The sequence below is a fragment of the Marinobacter sp. MA genome, from assembly GCF_048298425.1.
GTDB lineage: Bacteria > Pseudomonadota > Gammaproteobacteria > Pseudomonadales > Oleiphilaceae > Marinobacter > Marinobacter salsuginis.
In genome coordinates this window covers 3,670,789-3,686,366 of the sequence record NZ_CP103058.1, presented here as the reverse complement: position 1 = coordinate 3,686,366, position 15,578 = coordinate 3,670,789, and the positions used below count along the sequence as shown (strand labels likewise).

At 60.4% G+C, this 15,578-nt stretch carries 12 protein-coding genes and 1 riboswitch; of the genes, 9 read left to right on the top strand and 3 right to left on the bottom strand.

The features are described 5' to 3' along the window. Positions 1 to 12: 12 nt before the first annotated feature. From uca to NUW46_RS17080, 3 genes are read right to left on the bottom strand one after another with little or no spacing between them, the layout of a single operon-like run. Entirely contained in the window at positions 13 to 3,648 is a 3,636-nt protein-coding gene (gene uca / locus NUW46_RS17090; protein ID WP_418140764.1) for an urea carboxylase, read from the bottom strand. Continuing rightward, complete coding sequence (locus NUW46_RS17085; RefSeq protein WP_418140763.1) at positions 3,639 to 4,277, bottom strand: urea amidolyase associated protein UAAP2; 639 nt, start codon at positions 4,275 to 4,277, stop codon at positions 3,639 to 3,641. The genes uca and NUW46_RS17085 overlap by 10 nt, the downstream gene beginning before the upstream one ends. Before the next feature lie 13 nt (positions 4,278 to 4,290). Beyond that, entirely contained in the window at positions 4,291 to 5,031 is a 741-nt protein-coding gene (locus tag NUW46_RS17080; protein WP_291908234.1) for an urea amidolyase associated protein UAAP1, read from the bottom strand. Positions 5,032 to 5,089: 58 nt separating this feature from the next. Next, positions 5,090 to 5,196, bottom strand: a riboswitch (guanidine-I (ykkC/yxkD leader). A gap of 375 nt (positions 5,197 to 5,571) precedes the next feature. On the opposite strand from NUW46_RS17080, the gene NUW46_RS17075 reads away from it, so the two are divergent. The 9 genes from NUW46_RS17075 (at position 5,572) to NUW46_RS17035 (ending at position 15,529) form a co-directional block, all read left to right on the top strand. Then, positions 5,572 to 7,092, top strand: coding sequence for an aldehyde dehydrogenase family protein (locus NUW46_RS17075; protein WP_069181959.1), 1,521 nt, complete (start codon positions 5,572 to 5,574; stop codon positions 7,090 to 7,092). A gap of 334 nt (positions 7,093 to 7,426) precedes the next feature. After that, positions 7,427 to 7,498: a pyrroloquinoline quinone precursor peptide PqqA gene (gene pqqA / locus NUW46_RS17070; protein WP_418142054.1), complete on the top strand. Its 72-nt coding sequence runs from the start codon at positions 7,427 to 7,429 to the stop codon at positions 7,496 to 7,498. 53 nt (positions 7,499 to 7,551) lie between these two features. After that, entirely contained in the window at positions 7,552 to 8,481 is a 930-nt protein-coding gene (gene pqqB, locus NUW46_RS17065; RefSeq protein WP_418140762.1) for a pyrroloquinoline quinone biosynthesis protein PqqB, read from the top strand. Continuing rightward, positions 8,478 to 9,233: a pyrroloquinoline-quinone synthase PqqC gene (pqqC, locus tag NUW46_RS17060; protein WP_418140761.1), complete on the top strand. Its 756-nt coding sequence runs from the start codon at positions 8,478 to 8,480 to the stop codon at positions 9,231 to 9,233. The genes pqqB and pqqC overlap by 4 nt, the downstream gene beginning before the upstream one ends. Further along, the gene (gene pqqD, locus NUW46_RS17055) at positions 9,230 to 9,508 is read left to right on the top strand and encodes a pyrroloquinoline quinone biosynthesis peptide chaperone PqqD (RefSeq protein ID WP_418140760.1); all 279 of its coding nucleotides are present in this window, start codon (positions 9,230 to 9,232) and stop codon (positions 9,506 to 9,508) included. The genes pqqC and pqqD overlap by 4 nt, the downstream gene beginning before the upstream one ends. Next, complete coding sequence (gene pqqE / locus NUW46_RS17050; protein WP_418140759.1) at positions 9,505 to 10,662, top strand: pyrroloquinoline quinone biosynthesis protein PqqE; 1,158 nt, start codon at positions 9,505 to 9,507, stop codon at positions 10,660 to 10,662. The genes pqqD and pqqE overlap by 4 nt, the downstream gene beginning before the upstream one ends. A 97-nt stretch (positions 10,663 to 10,759) precedes the next feature. Beyond that, the gene (locus tag NUW46_RS17045; protein WP_418140758.1) at positions 10,760 to 12,571 is read left to right on the top strand and encodes an alpha/beta hydrolase family protein; all 1,812 of its coding nucleotides are present in this window, start codon (positions 10,760 to 10,762) and stop codon (positions 12,569 to 12,571) included. Between the two features lie 44 nt (positions 12,572 to 12,615). Continuing rightward, positions 12,616 to 13,779: an alcohol dehydrogenase-like regulatory protein ErcA gene (ercA, locus tag NUW46_RS17040; protein ID WP_222465408.1), complete on the top strand. Its 1,164-nt coding sequence runs from the start codon at positions 12,616 to 12,618 to the stop codon at positions 13,777 to 13,779. Next, positions 13,763 to 15,529, top strand: coding sequence for a NahK/ErcS family hybrid sensor histidine kinase/response regulator (locus NUW46_RS17035; protein WP_418140757.1), 1,767 nt, complete (start codon positions 13,763 to 13,765; stop codon positions 15,527 to 15,529). Before ercA ends, NUW46_RS17035 begins: the two co-directional genes overlap by 17 nt. Positions 15,530 to 15,578: the final 49 nt, after the last annotated feature.

Sequence of the window (15,578 nt, the reverse complement as noted above, 5' to 3'; positions counted from 1 at the left end):
GGGTTGCTGGCATTACTCGGTAATCTCTTCGACGATCACGACTGGTGTTCCGGGCGAGACCGCCTGTCCCGCTTCCCGACGCACGTCCACTACGCGTCCGGTTACGGGGCTCAGTAACTCGATTTCCATCTTCATGGATTCAATAACCGCTACCGGCCGCTGGGCATCGATGGTGTCGCCGGGTTGCACCAGGCACTCCCAGAGGTTGCCGGCTACGTGGCTTTCCACCGCGTGCTGGCCTGCTGGCAGGTTGGCAATGTCGTCTTCGCCGGTATCCTCGATCGGTGCTTCGGAACTGAAATTGATCTGGCCCGACTCGATCCAGCGCTGCAGTTCCTCATCGAAAGCCTGTTTGCGCTTGGCTGTGAAGGATTGGATTTCGTCGTCGTTGTTCGCCAGAAACTGCTCGTAGTCCTTCAGGTTGAAGCGGGTTTCCTCGACCTTTATCGGGTAATCGCCGTTGGGAAAGTCCCGGCGGATCTGCTGCAGTTCTTCGGCACTGACTTCGTAGAAGCGCACCTGATCGAAGAACCGGAGCAGCCAGGGCTTGCCAGCTTCGAACAGCTCGGTGGTGCGGTACCGGTTCCACATCTGCAGGGTGCGACCAACAAATTGATAGCCGCCCGGGCCTTCCATGCCGTAGATGCACAGATAGGCGCCGCCAATGCCCACGGAGTTTTCTGCGGTCCAGGTCCGGGCCGGATTGTATTTGGTGGTCACCAGCCGGTGGCGCGGGTCCAGCGGGGTGGCGACCGGTGCGCCCAGGTAAACGTCCCCCAGCCCCATCACCAGGTAGCTCGCCTCGAAAAGCGTCTTCTTCACGTCTTCGATGCTGTCCAGCCCGTTGATGCGGCGAATGAATTCCAGGTTGCTCGGGCACCATGGGGCATCCTTGCGGACCGACTGCATGTATTTCGCGATGGCGGTCTGGCAGGCCTCATCGTCCCAGGACAGGGGCAAATGCACGATTCGCGCGGGCACATCCCACTCGGGCTGTTTTTCCAGTTCCTTTTCGGCGCCAATCAGAAGATCCAGTAGCGTGCGCTGATTCAGCTTCTGGCTGTCGTAATGTACTTGCAGGGATCGGATACCGGGGGTCAGCTCCAGAATGGCGTCGTGGTTCTGCTCCCGAAGCCAGAGCATCAGCGCGTGGGCACGGAAACGCAGGCGGATATCCAGCTCCATGGGGCCGTATTCGACCAGCACGTAGTTGTCGCCGGCGGCCCGATAGACCACGCCGGTCTCGTGGTCATCGGCACTGAGTGATGCCAGAATCGGCGAGGTTGGCGTGATCGGTTTAATATGGGCGGTCGCTGCGGTCAGGGTGGCGATGGAATCGTCCAGCGCTTCCCGCAGGGCCACGGCCTGATCCTGACTAACAGGCACGAACTTCACCTTGTCACCGGCTTTCAGCTGGCCAAGCTTCCAGAGGTCGGCACTGATCACTGTTACCGGGCAAACAAAACCGCCCAGGCTGGGGCCGTCGGGACCGAGAATCACGGGCATATCGCCGGTGAAGTCCACGGTGCCCACGGCGTAAGCGTTGTCGTGAATGTTGGACGGGTGCATGCCGGCCTCGCCACCGTCGCTGCGCGCCCACTGCGGTTTCGGGCCAATCAGCCGGACGCCGGTGCGGCTGGAGTTGTAGTGGATCTCCCAGTCGCTGGCGAAGAAGGTGTTGATGTCTTCGTCGGTAAAATAATCCGGCGCGCCATGGGGCCCATAGGTGACGTGCAGCTTCCAGGTCTTGCCGATGGTTGGTTTCAGTTCGGCAGGCAGGGCGGTCGGGCCGGTTGGCTCGCAATCCGCCAGGGCGAGCACATCACCGGCACGCAGGGCGCGGCCACAGTGGCCACCAAACTGCCCGAGCGTAAAGGTGCTGCAGGAGGTCAGGTATTCGGGGCAGTCCAGTCCACCGCGGAACAACACGTAGGCCCGGGCGCCTTCCGCCGTGGTGGCGCCCAGCTTGAGGGTGGCGCCGGCGGGCACGTCGATCACCTGCCAGAAGTCGATGGCCTTATCATCCAGGGTGGCGTCCAGTTGGGCGCCCGTCAGCGCAATCTGGGTGGCGCGGTTGAACGTGAGCACGGGCCCCTTCAGGGTGATTTCCAGGCCCGGAGCCCCTTCGGGATTGCCCAGCAGTCGATTCCCAAGCCGGAATGAATAACTGTCGAAAGGGCCGGACGGCGGCACGCCGACTTCCCAGTAGCCGATGCGACCGGGGTAGTCCTGAATGGTGGTCAGAGTGCCGCCGCTGATCACATCCACCGTGGCTGGCTGGTAATGGAATTCGTTTAGAGTACGGGTGAACAGTCGCCCTTCGGCGAAGCGTGGGTCGTCCAGCACCTGGCGCACATACTTGAGATTGGTCTCGATGCCATAGAGCTGGCTGTCGTCCAGGGCCTGCATCAGCCGCTGGCGGGCCGACTCGCGATCGGCCTCATGCACGATCACCTTGGCGAGCATGGGATCGTAGAGCGGCGATACGTCCGTACCCGGTTGGATCCAGGTGTCGATTCGCAGGCCACCCTCGTTGGGCCAGGCCACATTGGTGAGCAAACCGGCCCCGGGCTGGAAATCCTTGTTGGGGTCTTCCGCATAGATCCGGGCCTGGATAGCGTGGCCGGAAGGCACAAGCTTGCTGCCCAGTTCGGAAAGGTCGGGCAGAGTGCCGGCGCCCAGTTCCACCATCCAGCGAACCAGGTCCACGCCATACACCTGCTCGGTCACACCATGCTCTACCTGTAAGCGGGTGTTTACTTCCAGGAAATAGAATTCGGTGGTGTCCGGGTCATAGATGAATTCAACGGTGCCAGCGCTGCGGTAGGCAATGCTCTCGCCCAGCTGACGGGCAGTTGCGTGCATGCGGGAGCGGACGTCCTCGGTGAGTCCGGGTGCCGGAGCTTCTTCAATCACCTTCTGATTGCGACGTTGGGCGGAGCAATCCCGCTCGCCCAGGGCCAGGACCTGACCTTCGCCATTGCCGAAGAGCTGCACTTCCACATGGCGGGCATGTTCCACGAACTTTTCCAGGAACACGCCGCTGTTGCTGAAGTTGTTCTGGCTCAGGCGCTGGACCGACTCAAAGCTCTTGCTCAGATCGTCCGGTCCGTAGCAGCGGGACATGCCGATACCGCCGCCGCCGGCGGTGCTTTTCAGCATCACCGGGTAGCCGATGGTGTCAGCGGCTTTAAGCGCTTCCTCCAGATTGGTCAGCAAGTCGGTGCCTGGTAACAGCGGTACGCCGGCGCTTTGGGCCAGCGACCGGGCCGTATGCTTGAGACCGAACTGCTCCATCTGCTCGGGTGTCGGGCCCAGGAAAACCACGCCCTCGGCGTCGCAGCGCCGGGCAAAATCGGCATTCTCGCTGAGGAAGCCGTAGCCAGGGTGAATGGCGCCGGCACCACTTTTACGGATGACTTCAAACAGCTTGTCCTGATCCAGGTAGGTGGTCGCTGCTGGCCCCTCGCCCAGGGAATAGGCCTCGTCCGCCTGACGCACATGCAGCGAATCGGAATCCGCTTCCGCGTAGACTGCAACAGAGGTCAGGCCCATCTCACGCAGGGTACGGATCACCCGGCAGGCGATGGCGCCGCGGTTGGCGATCAGGACTTTGTCGGGGTTATTGAGGGCGCCGGTCAGTTCCATACCAGCACCTCAATCGGTGTCGGGTTCCAGCCGTTGCAGGGATTGTTGAGCTGCGGACAGTTGGAGATCATCACCAGCACGTCCATCTTCGCTTCCATCTCCACGTATTTACCGGCATCGGAAATGCCATCTGCGAAGGTCAAACCACCGTCGGCGGTCACTGGCACGTTCATGAAGAAGTTGATGTTGTGGGTGATGTCCCGCTTGGTCATGCCCAGTTCTTCGTGTTCGGTGACGGCCACCAGCCAGCTGTCGCGGCAGGCGTGCATGCACTTTTTCTCGAGGGCGTAGCGCGTGGTGTTGCTCTCGGCGGCACAGGCGCCACCCAGGGTGTCGTGCCGGCCACAGGTGTCGGCGGTGATTTCCAGCATCACGTTGTTTTCCGAGGACATCAGCTTCGAACCGGCGGTCAGGTACACGTTGCCCTGCTCGCGGATGGTGTCGACGGCGCTATAGCGTTCGGTCGGGTTGTGGGCGTTGTAGAACAGGGTGTCGGCGGCCTGGTTGCCTTCCAGGTCCAGAATGCGGACGGTTTCGCCGGCTTTTACCACTTTCAGGAAATACTCGCCCGCCGGGACGGTTTCGCGGAAGGCAGCGTTCTCAGGCTTCAAATTGCTTTGCTTGATCATATCGGGCCTCCCATTACTGCATCAGGTGATAGAGCGCGGTGTTGGCGAAGGCCCGGGCGGCCTCCGGTGACGAGATCTTGCACGGATCGGCGTCGGTCACTGGGGCTGCCTTGAACAACTGGTAGCGCAGAGGATGGCGGGGGTATTCGCTGGCCGTGTTCATCGGGTGCGGGCAGGTGTGCAGTACCACGATGGTGTCCATCTCGAAGCGCAGGTCGACGGTGGCGCCGGCGTGGGAGTGCCCCTCGGCGAAGGTCATGTTTCCGTCGTCATCGGTTTTCACCTTGCTGAACCAGTTCAGGTTGGCGGTCAGGTCTTTCTTGCCCAGGCCGTACTTCGCCAGCTCGTTCAGGAAGCTGTTGAAGCCATTACGATGGTAGTGGTTGTGGGCTTCCTGGTAGGTCTTTTGGCCCCAGCGCTTTTCCACCAGGTCGGCATTGCAGGTGCCGGCGACGGTGTCATGCCAGCCGAGGTCATCGCGGATGATGGAGGCAAAGACCCGGCCCATGTCGGATAACAAGACATGGCCTTTGGTAAGCAGAAAGGTGTGCTGGTTCTTCAGGGTATCCGGCATGTTGTAACGCTCGAGGGGATTCTCGGGGTTGTACATCAACATGCCGACGTTGGCCCCGCCGGTTTCGTCAATCAGGCGCAGCACATGGCCGCGGCGCATGATAAAGGACCAGTGGGATCCGCCGGGAATCAGATCGTCGTAGAGGGGTGTTGCATACGGGGAGGCTGCGGTTTGCAACATGGCCTTTTCCTCCTGGTTAGGGCATTTAAAAAAGCGAGAGGCGTCAGTAACTGAGCGATCCTCCCGGGCTTTTGTCCCGCCGTGTAACCTTGGAAAAGGTCGTCAACTCTCGGACCAGTCGTCTGCGTTTGGTGGTTGCAGACCGGAACCCTAGTTGACCATTGGTCAGATTGTGGCGCTTTGATTGTGGTTTCAGTAACCGACGTCTCGCTGCGTACGCTGTTCACTGCAGAGTCCATGCCAATCGCCAACTGTTTGATTTCATTGAGGTCGTGGTCCGAGCGTGGAGTATAGGTGCTTCCTGCCTGGGCGGGTGCACTTTTTTGGTGCATCAATCAGTGCGCTTTTCGTGCGTTTATTTTCGGAGCTTGATTTCGGAGCCGGGTCACTGGTGGCGTGGCCTTCGAGCCATCTACTACCAAGGGAGGAGTTTTTCGCCTCCATCGCATCATTCAAACCTCGAAGATTGAGGTCTACATTGAATGAGTAAACGCGAAAGGCCGCGTTGCCCTGCGACAAACACAACAAGAGGTCGAGATCATGATCTACGCACAACCAGGAAAGGATGGCTCCGTCGTTTCTTTCAAATCCCGTTACGAGAACTACATCGGTGGCGAGTGGGTTGCCCCGGTAAAAGGCCAGTATTTCGAGAACATCACCCCGGTGACTGGCGAAGTGATTTGCGAAATTCCGCGTTCCGGCGCTGAGGACATCGAACTCGCACTCGATGCCGCGCACAAGGCAGCGCCGGCATGGGGCAAGACCTCACCAACCGAGCGTTCCAACATCCTGCTGAAGATTGCCGATCGCATCGAGGCCAACCTCGAGAAGCTCGCGGTTGCCGAAACCTGGGATAACGGCAAAGCGGTTCGTGAAACCCTGAACGCCGACATTCCCCTGGCCGCCGACCACTTCCGGTACTTCGCCGGTTGTATCCGTGCCCAGGAAGGCCATATGGGCGAGATCGACCACAACACCGTGGCGTACCATTTCCACGAGCCCCTGGGCGTTGTTGGTCAGATCATTCCCTGGAACTTCCCGCTGCTGATGGCTGCCTGGAAACTGGGCCCTTGCCTGGCGGCTGGTAATTGCACCGTGCTGAAGCCGGCCGAGCAGACCCCGGCCAGCATCCTGGTACTGATGGAAATTATTGGCGACCTGCTGCCGCCGGGCGTGCTGAACATCGTCAACGGTTACGGCATCGAGGCCGGTCAGGCCCTGGCCACCAGCAAGCGTATTGCCAAAATTGCCTTCACTGGCTCCACGCCGGTTGGCTCCCACATCCTCAAATGCGCGGCGGAGAACATCATCCCGTCCACGGTTGAGCTGGGTGGCAAATCCCCGAACATCTACTTCTCTGATGTGATGAAGGCCGAGCCGGAATTCATCGACAAGTGCGTGGAAGGTCTGGTGTTGGCGTTCTTCAACCAGGGCGAAGTGTGCACCTGTCCGTCACGTGCGCTGGTTCAGGAAGACATGTTCGAAGAGTTCATGCAGAAGGTGGTACAGCGCACCAAGTCGATCAAGCGCGGCAACCCGCTGGACACCGATGTTCAGGTTGGCGCCCAGGCGTCCAAGGAACAGTTTGACAAGATCATGTCCTACCTGGCCATTGGTAAGGAAGAGGGCGCTGTAGTACTGACCGGTGGCGACCGCGAGCATCTGGATGAAGAGTTCAACAATGGCTTCTACATCCAGCCCACACTGTTCAAGGGCGACAACAAGATGCGTGTGTTCCAGGAAGAGATCTTCGGACCGGTGGTGGGTGTGACCACCTTCAAGACCGAGGAAGAAGCCCTGGCCATCGCCAACGACACCGAGTTTGGTCTGGGTGCCGGCGTCTGGACCCGCGACACCAACCTGGCGTATCGGATGGGCCGCAACATCCAGGCCGGTCGTGTATGGATGAACTGCTACCACGCCTACCCGGCCCACGCCGCCTTCGGTGGTTACAAGAAGTCCGGTGTTGGCCGTGAAACCCACAAGATGGCACTCGAGCACTACCAGCAGACCAAGAACATGCTGGTCAGCTACGACACCAACCCGCTGGGTTTCTTCTGAATCTGTGAGCGGTAAGCGGGCCTCCCACACGGGCCCGCCTGTGAGTCAGCACATTGGACGTGCACCTTCATTCCCCGGCGCTTGGCCGGGGCGGCTCTCTGACGAGAGTTCGGGTTTTTCTGTCACTCTCTTTTGGCCCTTCCCAGGGCCTTTTTTCGTTTCAGGCCGGAGTCACTTTCGTCGCCCGGATTTTGCGACCTAGGGAGGCACCAAAACAGTTCCAAAGTACCATATTGGCCCCTTGCCCCGGCCGATAGGATGGGAACTGGGTTATCGGCAATGTCGTTGATTCACCCGCAATGCGCTAACAATCATGACAATAGAGGTGAGCATTATGTGGACCAAACCAGCCTACGAAGATCTCCGCATCGGTTTCGAAATCACCATGTACTTCGCCAACCGCTGAGTGCTGAAGCGGCCAGCCTTGCGCTGGCCGTTTTGCTTGTGGAGTGACCCACCATGTTTATTCACGTTCTGGGCTCCGCCGCAGGCGGTGGCTTTCCCCAGTGGAACTGTAACTGCGCCAACTGCGACGGTTTCCGCAAGGGCACCCTGAACGCCCGGGCCCGTACCCAGTCCTCCATTGCCGTCAGTGAAGACGGCGAGCACTGGATTCTGTTTAACGCGTCCCCCGACATTCGCGCTCAGTTGGCATCCTTCGAAGCGATGCAGCCGGCCCGTGCTCTGCGGGATACCGGTATTGATGCCATTGTGCTGATGGACAGCCAGGTGGACCACACCACCGGCCTGCTGTCTCTGCGCGAGGGACTGCCGATGGACGTCTGGTGTACCGAACAGGTGCATGAAGACCTCAGCGGCGGTTTTCCGCTGTTCACCATGCTCAGGCACTGGAACGGTGGCCTGAACTGGCAGCGCATCGAGGCGTCCGAGCAGACCCCCTTTACCATTCCCTGCGCACCATCCATCGAGCTGACCGCCATCCCGCTGCTGAGCAACGCACCCCCGTATTCACCGCGCCGGGACAACCCGCACCCGGGCGATAACATTGGCCTTTTCCTGAAAGACACCCGCACCGGTCAGACCGTGCTCTATGCCCCGGGCCTCGGCGAGCCGGACGACCGTATTCTCGGCTGGATGCGCCAGGCCGACGTGCTGCTGGTAGACGGCACCGTCTGGCACGACGACGAGATGATCCGCCAGGAAGTGGGCACCAAGACCGGACAGGCCATGGGCCATCTGGCCCAGAGCGGCCCGGGCGGCATGATCGAGGTGCTCGATGCCATGCCGGCCAGCCGCAAGATCCTGATACACATCAACAACACCAACCCGATCCTGGATGAGGATTCCCCGGAACGGGCGGAGCTGACCCGCCATGGTATCGAGGTGTCCTGGGACGGAATGCACATCGACCTGTCGGGGCAGCCATGAACGCCAAAGCCAACACCGCCATGAACCGGACGGATTTCGAGCAGGCCCTGCGCGCCAAGGGCCAGTACTACCACATCCACCACCCGTACCATAAAGCCATGTACGGCGGGCAGTGCACGCCCGAACAGATCCGCGGCTGGGTGGCCAATCGGTACTACTACCAGATCAAGATTCCCCAGAAAGACTCCGCCATCATGGCCAACTGCCCGGACGCTGGTGTGCGCCGGCTCTGGCTGCAGCGGATTCTGGACCACGATGGCCACGACGGCGACGTCGGCGGCATTGAGGCATGGCTATCCCTGGCCGAAGCGGTGGGCCTGAGCCGGGAGGAAGTGATTGACCAGCGCCACGTGTTGCCCGGTGTCCGCTTTGCGGTGGACGCCTACCTGAACTTCGCCCGCCGGGCGACCTGGCAGGAGGCGGCCTGCTCGTCCCTGACCGAACTGTTCGCCCCGGAAATCCACCAGTCCCGACTGGACAGCTGGCCTGCCCACTATCCCTGGATTGAAGAGAGCGGCTACAGCTACTTCCGCAAGCGCCTGTCGGAAGCCAGACGAGACGTGGAGCATGGTCTGACCATCACGCTGGACCACTTCACCACCGAGGCCCAGCAGGCCCGGGCTCTGGAGATCCTTCAGTTCAAGCTGGACATCCTCTGGACCATGCTGGATGCCATGACCATGGCCTACGGCCACCGTACCCCGCCTTACCACACCGTGACCGACGACCAGGTCTGGCACCGGGGTCTGTGATGGAGGTGGGTATGCAGGAGATACCAAGATTTCGCCGGGGATTCCGGTTCCAGTGGGAACCGGCTCAGGAAAGCTATGTGCTGCTTTATCCGGAGGGCATGGTGAAGCTCAACGGCAGTGCCGGGGCGATTCTCAACGAGGTGGACGGCCAGCGTACTGTGGCCGACATCGTTGCCAGCCTGGAACAGCAGTTCCCGGACGCGGGCCCGCTCGGCAAGGACGTGAGTGAGTTCTTGAAGGACGCCCGGCAACAACACTGGATTGAACTGTCATGAGCTGCTCCCACGCGCACAATCAACCCAATAACCCGCATGATGCCGGGCCGCCCCTGTGGCTGCTGGCAGAACTGACCTACCGCTGCCCGCTGCAATGCCCCTATTGCTCCAACCCGCTGGACTTTGCCCAGACCGAACGGGAACTGACCACCGAGGAGTGGGTAAGTGTGCTTCGACAGGGGCGGAAAATGGGAGCGGCGCAGCTGGGCTTCTCCGGGGGCGAACCCCTGGTAAGGCAGGATCTGGTGGAGCTGATCGCCGAAGCGCGGCACCTGGGGTATTACACCAACCTCATTACCTCAGGGCTGGGCCTGACGGAGGCCAAGGTGGATGCTTTTGCCGAGGCCGGATTGGACCATATCCAGGTCAGTTTCCAGGCTTCGGATCCGGAGCTGAACAATGCCGTGGCTGGCTCCCGTAAGGCCTTTGACCAGAAGCTGGCCATGGCCCGGGCAGTGAAGGAAGCGGGCTATCCGATGGTGCTCAACTTTGTGATCCACCGGCACAACATCCACCAGATGAACGACATCATGTCCCTCTGCGAGCGTCTGGGTGCGGACTACGTGGAGCTGGCCACCTGCCAGTATTACGGCTGGGCGTTTGAAAACCGGGAAGGGTTGATGCCCTCGAAAGCCCAGCTGGTGCAGGCGGAACTGGAAGTGAACCAGTACCGGCAGCGGCTTCAGGAATCTGGCTCCGCCATGAAGCTGATCTTTGTGACTCCCGACTATTACGAGGAGCGGCCGAAAGCCTGCATGAACGGCTGGGGCAATCTGTTCCTGACCGTGGCGCCGGATGGCACAGCATTGCCATGCCACAGCGCACGGCTTCTGCCCATCGATTTCCCCAATGTCCGGGACATGGATCTTCAGGGCATCTGGTACGACAGCCCGGGATTCAACCATTACCGCGGCGACAGCTGGATGCCGGAGCCCTGTCGTTCCTGCGATGAGAAGGAAAGGGACTTCGGCGGCTGTCGCTGCCAGGCCTATCTTTTGACCGGTAATGCGGATAATGCAGATCCAGTATGCAACAAATCGTCGTATCATGATCGAATACTGGCAGCCAGGAAAGCTGCGGAGCACGCCACGGCCGGCCTGACTGGACTGGTTTACCGAAATGCGGACAATTCACGGTTATTCTTCCGGGGCTGAAGATTCCCTGGCCGGGCTGGAAAGCTCTATTTCAGCTTCTACTTTTGCAGGCCTTGCTCATAACAAATCTGTGATGAGTGCTTACGAGGCCTGCGCAATGCATATCCAGCGTGGGGAATTGGCCGTGTCTTCGGCCGGTCTGTTCTGGCTGCAGACCGACCCGGCGAGGGGCTGCAACACGCTCTGGCATCTCTCTGATCATGGCCCGGTCCGTCTTGGCCCCGATCATCTTGCAATTCGCAGCCGGGTGAATGGCTACGGTGGCGGCGCTGTCGCAGCGTCAAACAAGGGTGTTTTCGTGGTGGGTGAGGACCAGCAGATACGGTTCATCAACCACACCGGAGACGAATGCATCAGCTTGACCGATGACCCGGAGGCGGCCTACGGCGGTCTGGTGGCCGACGAATCCCGGGAACGGGTTCTCGCCGTGCGGGAGGCCGGTGGCCAGCAGCAACTGGTGGCTGTTTCCATGGCCGGTGAACGAACGGTGCTTCATTCGGGGCAGGACTTTTACAGCGCGCCGGCGGTTTCTGCCAACGGCCGTGAGATAGCCTGGACGAGCTGGCAGCTCCCGGATATGCCCTGGGTGCGCACCCTGCTCTGGACAGCAAATATTGGCAGTGACGGTCTTCTGGGCCAATGCCGGGACTGGCCAACGCCCACCGAAGGGTCTGTTCAGCAGCCGGTATTTGATGGTGATGAGCTGTGGGCCCTGTCTGATCATGAAGGCTGGTGGCAACCCTGGCGTATCGAGACCTCGGGCGTGGGCGGTTGGAAGACGATCGCTGCGCCGGCGCGGGATCACGCCAACGCACCCTGGCAACTGGGCGAATCCCATCATTGCCCGATAGGCGAGGGTGGTTGGGCGAGAGTCCGCTACTGCAATGGCACGGGCGAGCTCTGGTTGAGTTCCGGCGATACCGGAGAAGAAATCCGGGTTGCCAGGGACTTCGGTGACTTTCGCTGCCTGCAGTCGGCTGGCGGACAACTCTATTGCATCGGGCGAGCCGCAAGCCGTCTGGATGCGGTTCTGATGATTGATGCAAAGACCGGGCAGGTTCGAACCATTGCCGGAGGCGAAGAGGCCATGGCAGGTGCCCGTGCTGCTCTGCCTTTGGATATCGAGGTTCCGGCACTGAAGCCGGGTGAAAGCTCCATCCACGGGTTTTTCTACACCCCGAAACTCGCTTCCGCCGACCTCCCGCCACTTATTCTGATCGCCCATGGCGGCCCGACGTCGGCGGCCTACCCGGTGTTCAATCCCCAGGTCCAGTATTGGTGCCAGCGGGGTTTTGCAGTGGCCGAAATCAACTACCGTGGCAGCAGCGGGTTCGGTCGGGCTTTCCGCATGGCTCTGGAAGGCCGATGGGGCGAAGTGGACGTCGAGGACATGGAGCGCGCAGCGGATCACCTGGCCTCTTTTGGCCTGGCGGACGGCCAGAGGGTATTTATCCAGGGGCGCAGCTCCGGCGGTTACACGGCCCTGATGGCAATGATACGGAGCCGGCGATTCACCGCAGGGGCCAGCATGTTCGGTGTCACGGATCCCATGCGTTTACGGGCCATGACCCATCGCTTCGAGTCCGGTTACCTGGATTGGCTTCTGGGCTCGCCAGACGAATACCCTGAACGGTGGCGGGATAGAACGCCCCTGTTTCACGCCGAACGTATCACCGCGCCCATGATCTTTTTCCAGGGCGGGCAGGACAAGGTGGTGGTGCCGGAACAGACCCGGGCCATGATAGAAGCCATGAAAGCTGCAGGCCGGGCGCCGGAGTTGCACTGGTTCGAAGATGAAGGGCACGGTTTCCGGCGCCAGGGCAACCAGGCCGGTATGCTCGAATGGATGTTCAGCTTCTACCGAAAGCATAGCCAAAAGGCCAATGATCAGGCGGAAAACTTGAGTTAAACTCTCGGCTATTCCTATAAAAATAAGCGGTCGGGTGCAGTCTGATGAGTCACGATATCTCTTCCTTGCGAAAGTTTGTGTCACCGGAAATTGTGTTTGGTGCCGGCTCCCGGAAGTCCGTGGCAAATTTCGCCAGTAATTTCGGTGCCAGGCACGTATTCCTGGTGTCAGATCCTGGTGTCGCCTCCGCCGGCTGGGTTGACGAGATAGTCACTCTGCTGACGGATGCAAATATCCGCTCGACCGTTTACACCGGTGTTTCACCCAATCCCAAGGTGGAGGAGGTGATGGCCGGGGCCGAGCTCTACAAATCCAGTGAATGTGATGTCATTGTCGCCATCGGTGGCGGCAGCCCCATGGACTGCGCCAAGGGGATCGGTATCGTGGCCACCCATGGCCGCAGTATCCTGGAATTCGAGGGCGTGGACACCATCACCAATCCGTCGCCGCCCCTGATCCTGATTCCCACCACCGCGGGCACCTCCGCGGATGTGTCCCAGTTCGCGATCATTTCGGACCCCAACCGCCGGTTCAAATTCTCGATCATCAGCAAGGCCGTGGTGCCGGATGTGTCCCTGATCGATCCGGAAGTCACCGAGACCATGGATGCCTACCTCACCGCCTGCACTGGCGTTGATGCCCTGGTGCATGCCATTGAGGCCTATGTGTCCACAGGCAGTGGCCCGCTGACCGATACCCATGCTCTGGAGGCCATTCGCCTGATCAATCGGAATCTGGAACTGCTGGTGGAGAACACCGCCGATCCTTACCTCCGGGAACAAATCATGCTGGCTTCGATGCAGGCGGGGCTGGCGTTTTCCAATGCCATTCTAGGGGCGGTACACGCCATGTCCCACAGCCTGGGCGGGTTCCTGGATTTGCCCCATGGCCTGTGTAACGCGCTACTCCTGGAGCACGTGGTGGCTTACAACTTCCAGTCTGCCGAGGACCGTTTCCGGCGGGTCGCCGAGGCTATGGATATTGATACCCGTGGCATGGCCAAACCGGAAATCAAGAAGCGACTTATGAACCGCATTGTGGAACTCAAACGTCGGGTAGGACTTGAAGCACGGCTGGCCCAGCTGGGTGTTTCGGTATCCGACATACCGCATTTGTCCGGATTCGCCCTGCAGGACCCCTGTATTCTCACCAACCCCCGTAAGTCATCGCTGCGGGATGTCCAGGTTGTCTATGAAGAAGCCCTCTGACAAGCAGGACGGCGAAAACGACGGCGGCTACGGAATTGGCGATCTTCTCGGGCTGGGCAGCCAGTCTGTCCGCAAGAACTATTACCCCGCTCTGCAGGAGCGCATTGATGAGCTGGAACAGGAGCGCAACCGCTACAAGTGGCTGTTCGAGAATGCCCTGCACGGAATCTTCCAGGCCAACCTGCGGGGCGGATTTCTGGCCTGTAATCCCGCCATGGCCAGAATCTGCGGTTATGACAGCCCCGAGGCGTTAACTGAGAAAGTCATCCGGCTTCGTGAGCAGTTGTTCTGCAGTTCCAGTGAGTTCGATGCCATACGTCAGGAGCTCCTCGATGAGGGCAGCCTGAGTGCCCGGGAAACCCGCTTCCAGCGTGCTGATCGCACACCGGTCCACGTTGCGGTCACGCTGTTGAGACGCCCGGACCTTGGTCCGGAAGTGGTGGAAGCTTTCGTCGCGGACATCACGGAACGAGTGTTGGCCCGGCAAAAGCTGGAGCAATTGAACGCCACCCTGGAGCGGCGCGTCGAAGAGCGGACTGAAGAGCTGCAGAATGCCAACGTGGGTCTTCGCTACCAGATTGAGGAGCGCGAGAAGGTTGAGCGCGAGCTCTTTGTTGCCATGGAGGCGGCAAAAGAGGCCAACCGCAGCAAGGACAAGTACCTTGCTGCGGCCAGCCATGACCTGCTCCAGCCCCTGAACGCCGCCCGGCTGATGATCTCCGCGCTGCAGGAGAGTGCGCTTCCGGACCAGGAAACCCGTATGGTTCATCAGGTGCATCGGGCTCTGGAGGGCGCCGAAGACCTGCTTGCAGACCTGCTTGATATTTCCAAGCTTGACCAACAGGCGATGAAGCCGGACCTGGTGTACACCGATGTCGCCGCCCTGGCCAGATCCCTCGGGGAGGAGTTCGAGGCTGTTGCCGCCAATTCCGGCCTCGGCTTCCGGGTGCGCACGATCCCTGCGACGGTACGAACGGATCAGCGCATGCTGACCCGTATCCTCCGTAATCTGCTCAGCAATGCCTTCCGCTACACCCGCAAGGGTGGGGTTGTGATGGCTTTGAGATCTCAGGGCGACCGTCTGAGAATTGAAGTCTGGGACACCGGTGTCGGAATCGAGGAAGACAAGTTGAGGGACATTTTCACCGAGTTTCACCAGCTGTTGCCCCAGGGCACCGGTGGCCGGCAGGGCGTGGGCCTGGGACTGGCCATTGTGGAACGGATGGTCCGGGTGCTGGGATACGATATCGATGTAGCCTCAAGGCCCGGCCGCGGTTCCCGGTTCGTACTGACCCTGCCACTGGAACCCGCCCGGGCCAGACCGGATCTGGCTCGCGCCGATTCGCTGAACAATTTCGCCGATGGATTTGACGGCGTGCCGGTGCTGGTCATCGACAACGAGCCGGCGGTACTTGAGAGCATGCAGTTGCTGCTTGAGAAGTGGGACTGTGAGGTACTGACGGCCGCCAGCAAGGCTGAAGCTGTACAGACTCTCGAGCAAACCGGGCGGATTCCCGCGATCATTCTCGCGGATTACCACCTGAACAATGAGCGAACCGGCTACGATGCCGTGCACGGTGTTCGTCGCTTCCTTGGCAAGGATATTCCTGCCGCCATCATCACCGCAGATCGCAGCGACGACACCCGCAAGATACTGCGCGCCCAGTACCTGCCGATCCTGAACAAGCCGGTGAAGCCGAACCGGCTTAGGGCCCTGATGACCAGCCTGCTGACGTCTGCCCCGGCCTGACAGCTCCTGTAAGACGTTCTTACATACAGCACAAACCCCTTCGCGAAAT

Excerpts from the sequence above, each read along its gene's own strand:
- ercA (WP_222465408.1), top strand. The coding sequence starts at position 12,616 with ATGAGTCACGATATCTCTTCCTTGCGAAAGTTTGTGTCACCGGAAATT.
- NUW46_RS17075 (WP_069181959.1), top strand. The coding sequence starts at position 5,572 with ATGATCTACGCACAACCAGGAAAGGATGGCTCCGTCGTTTCTTTCAAA.
- pqqB (WP_418140762.1), top strand. The coding sequence starts at position 7,552 with ATGTTTATTCACGTTCTGGGCTCCGCCGCAGGCGGTGGCTTTCCCCAG.
- NUW46_RS17045 (WP_418140758.1), top strand. The coding sequence starts at position 10,760 with ATGCATATCCAGCGTGGGGAATTGGCCGTGTCTTCGGCCGGTCTGTTC.
- pqqE (WP_418140759.1), top strand. The coding sequence starts at position 9,505 with ATGAGCTGCTCCCACGCGCACAATCAACCCAATAACCCGCATGATGCC.
- NUW46_RS17035 (WP_418140757.1), top strand. The coding sequence starts at position 13,763 with ATGAAGAAGCCCTCTGACAAGCAGGACGGCGAAAACGACGGCGGCTAC.
- NUW46_RS17085 (WP_418140763.1), bottom strand. The coding sequence starts at position 4,277 with ATGATCAAGCAAAGCAATTTGAAGCCTGAGAACGCTGCCTTCCGCGAA.
- NUW46_RS17080 (WP_291908234.1), bottom strand. The coding sequence starts at position 5,031 with ATGTTGCAAACCGCAGCCTCCCCGTATGCAACACCCCTCTACGACGAT.
- uca (WP_418140764.1), bottom strand. The coding sequence starts at position 3,648 with ATGGAACTGACCGGCGCCCTCAATAACCCCGACAAAGTCCTGATCGCC.
- pqqC (WP_418140761.1), top strand. The coding sequence starts at position 8,478 with ATGAACGCCAAAGCCAACACCGCCATGAACCGGACGGATTTCGAGCAG.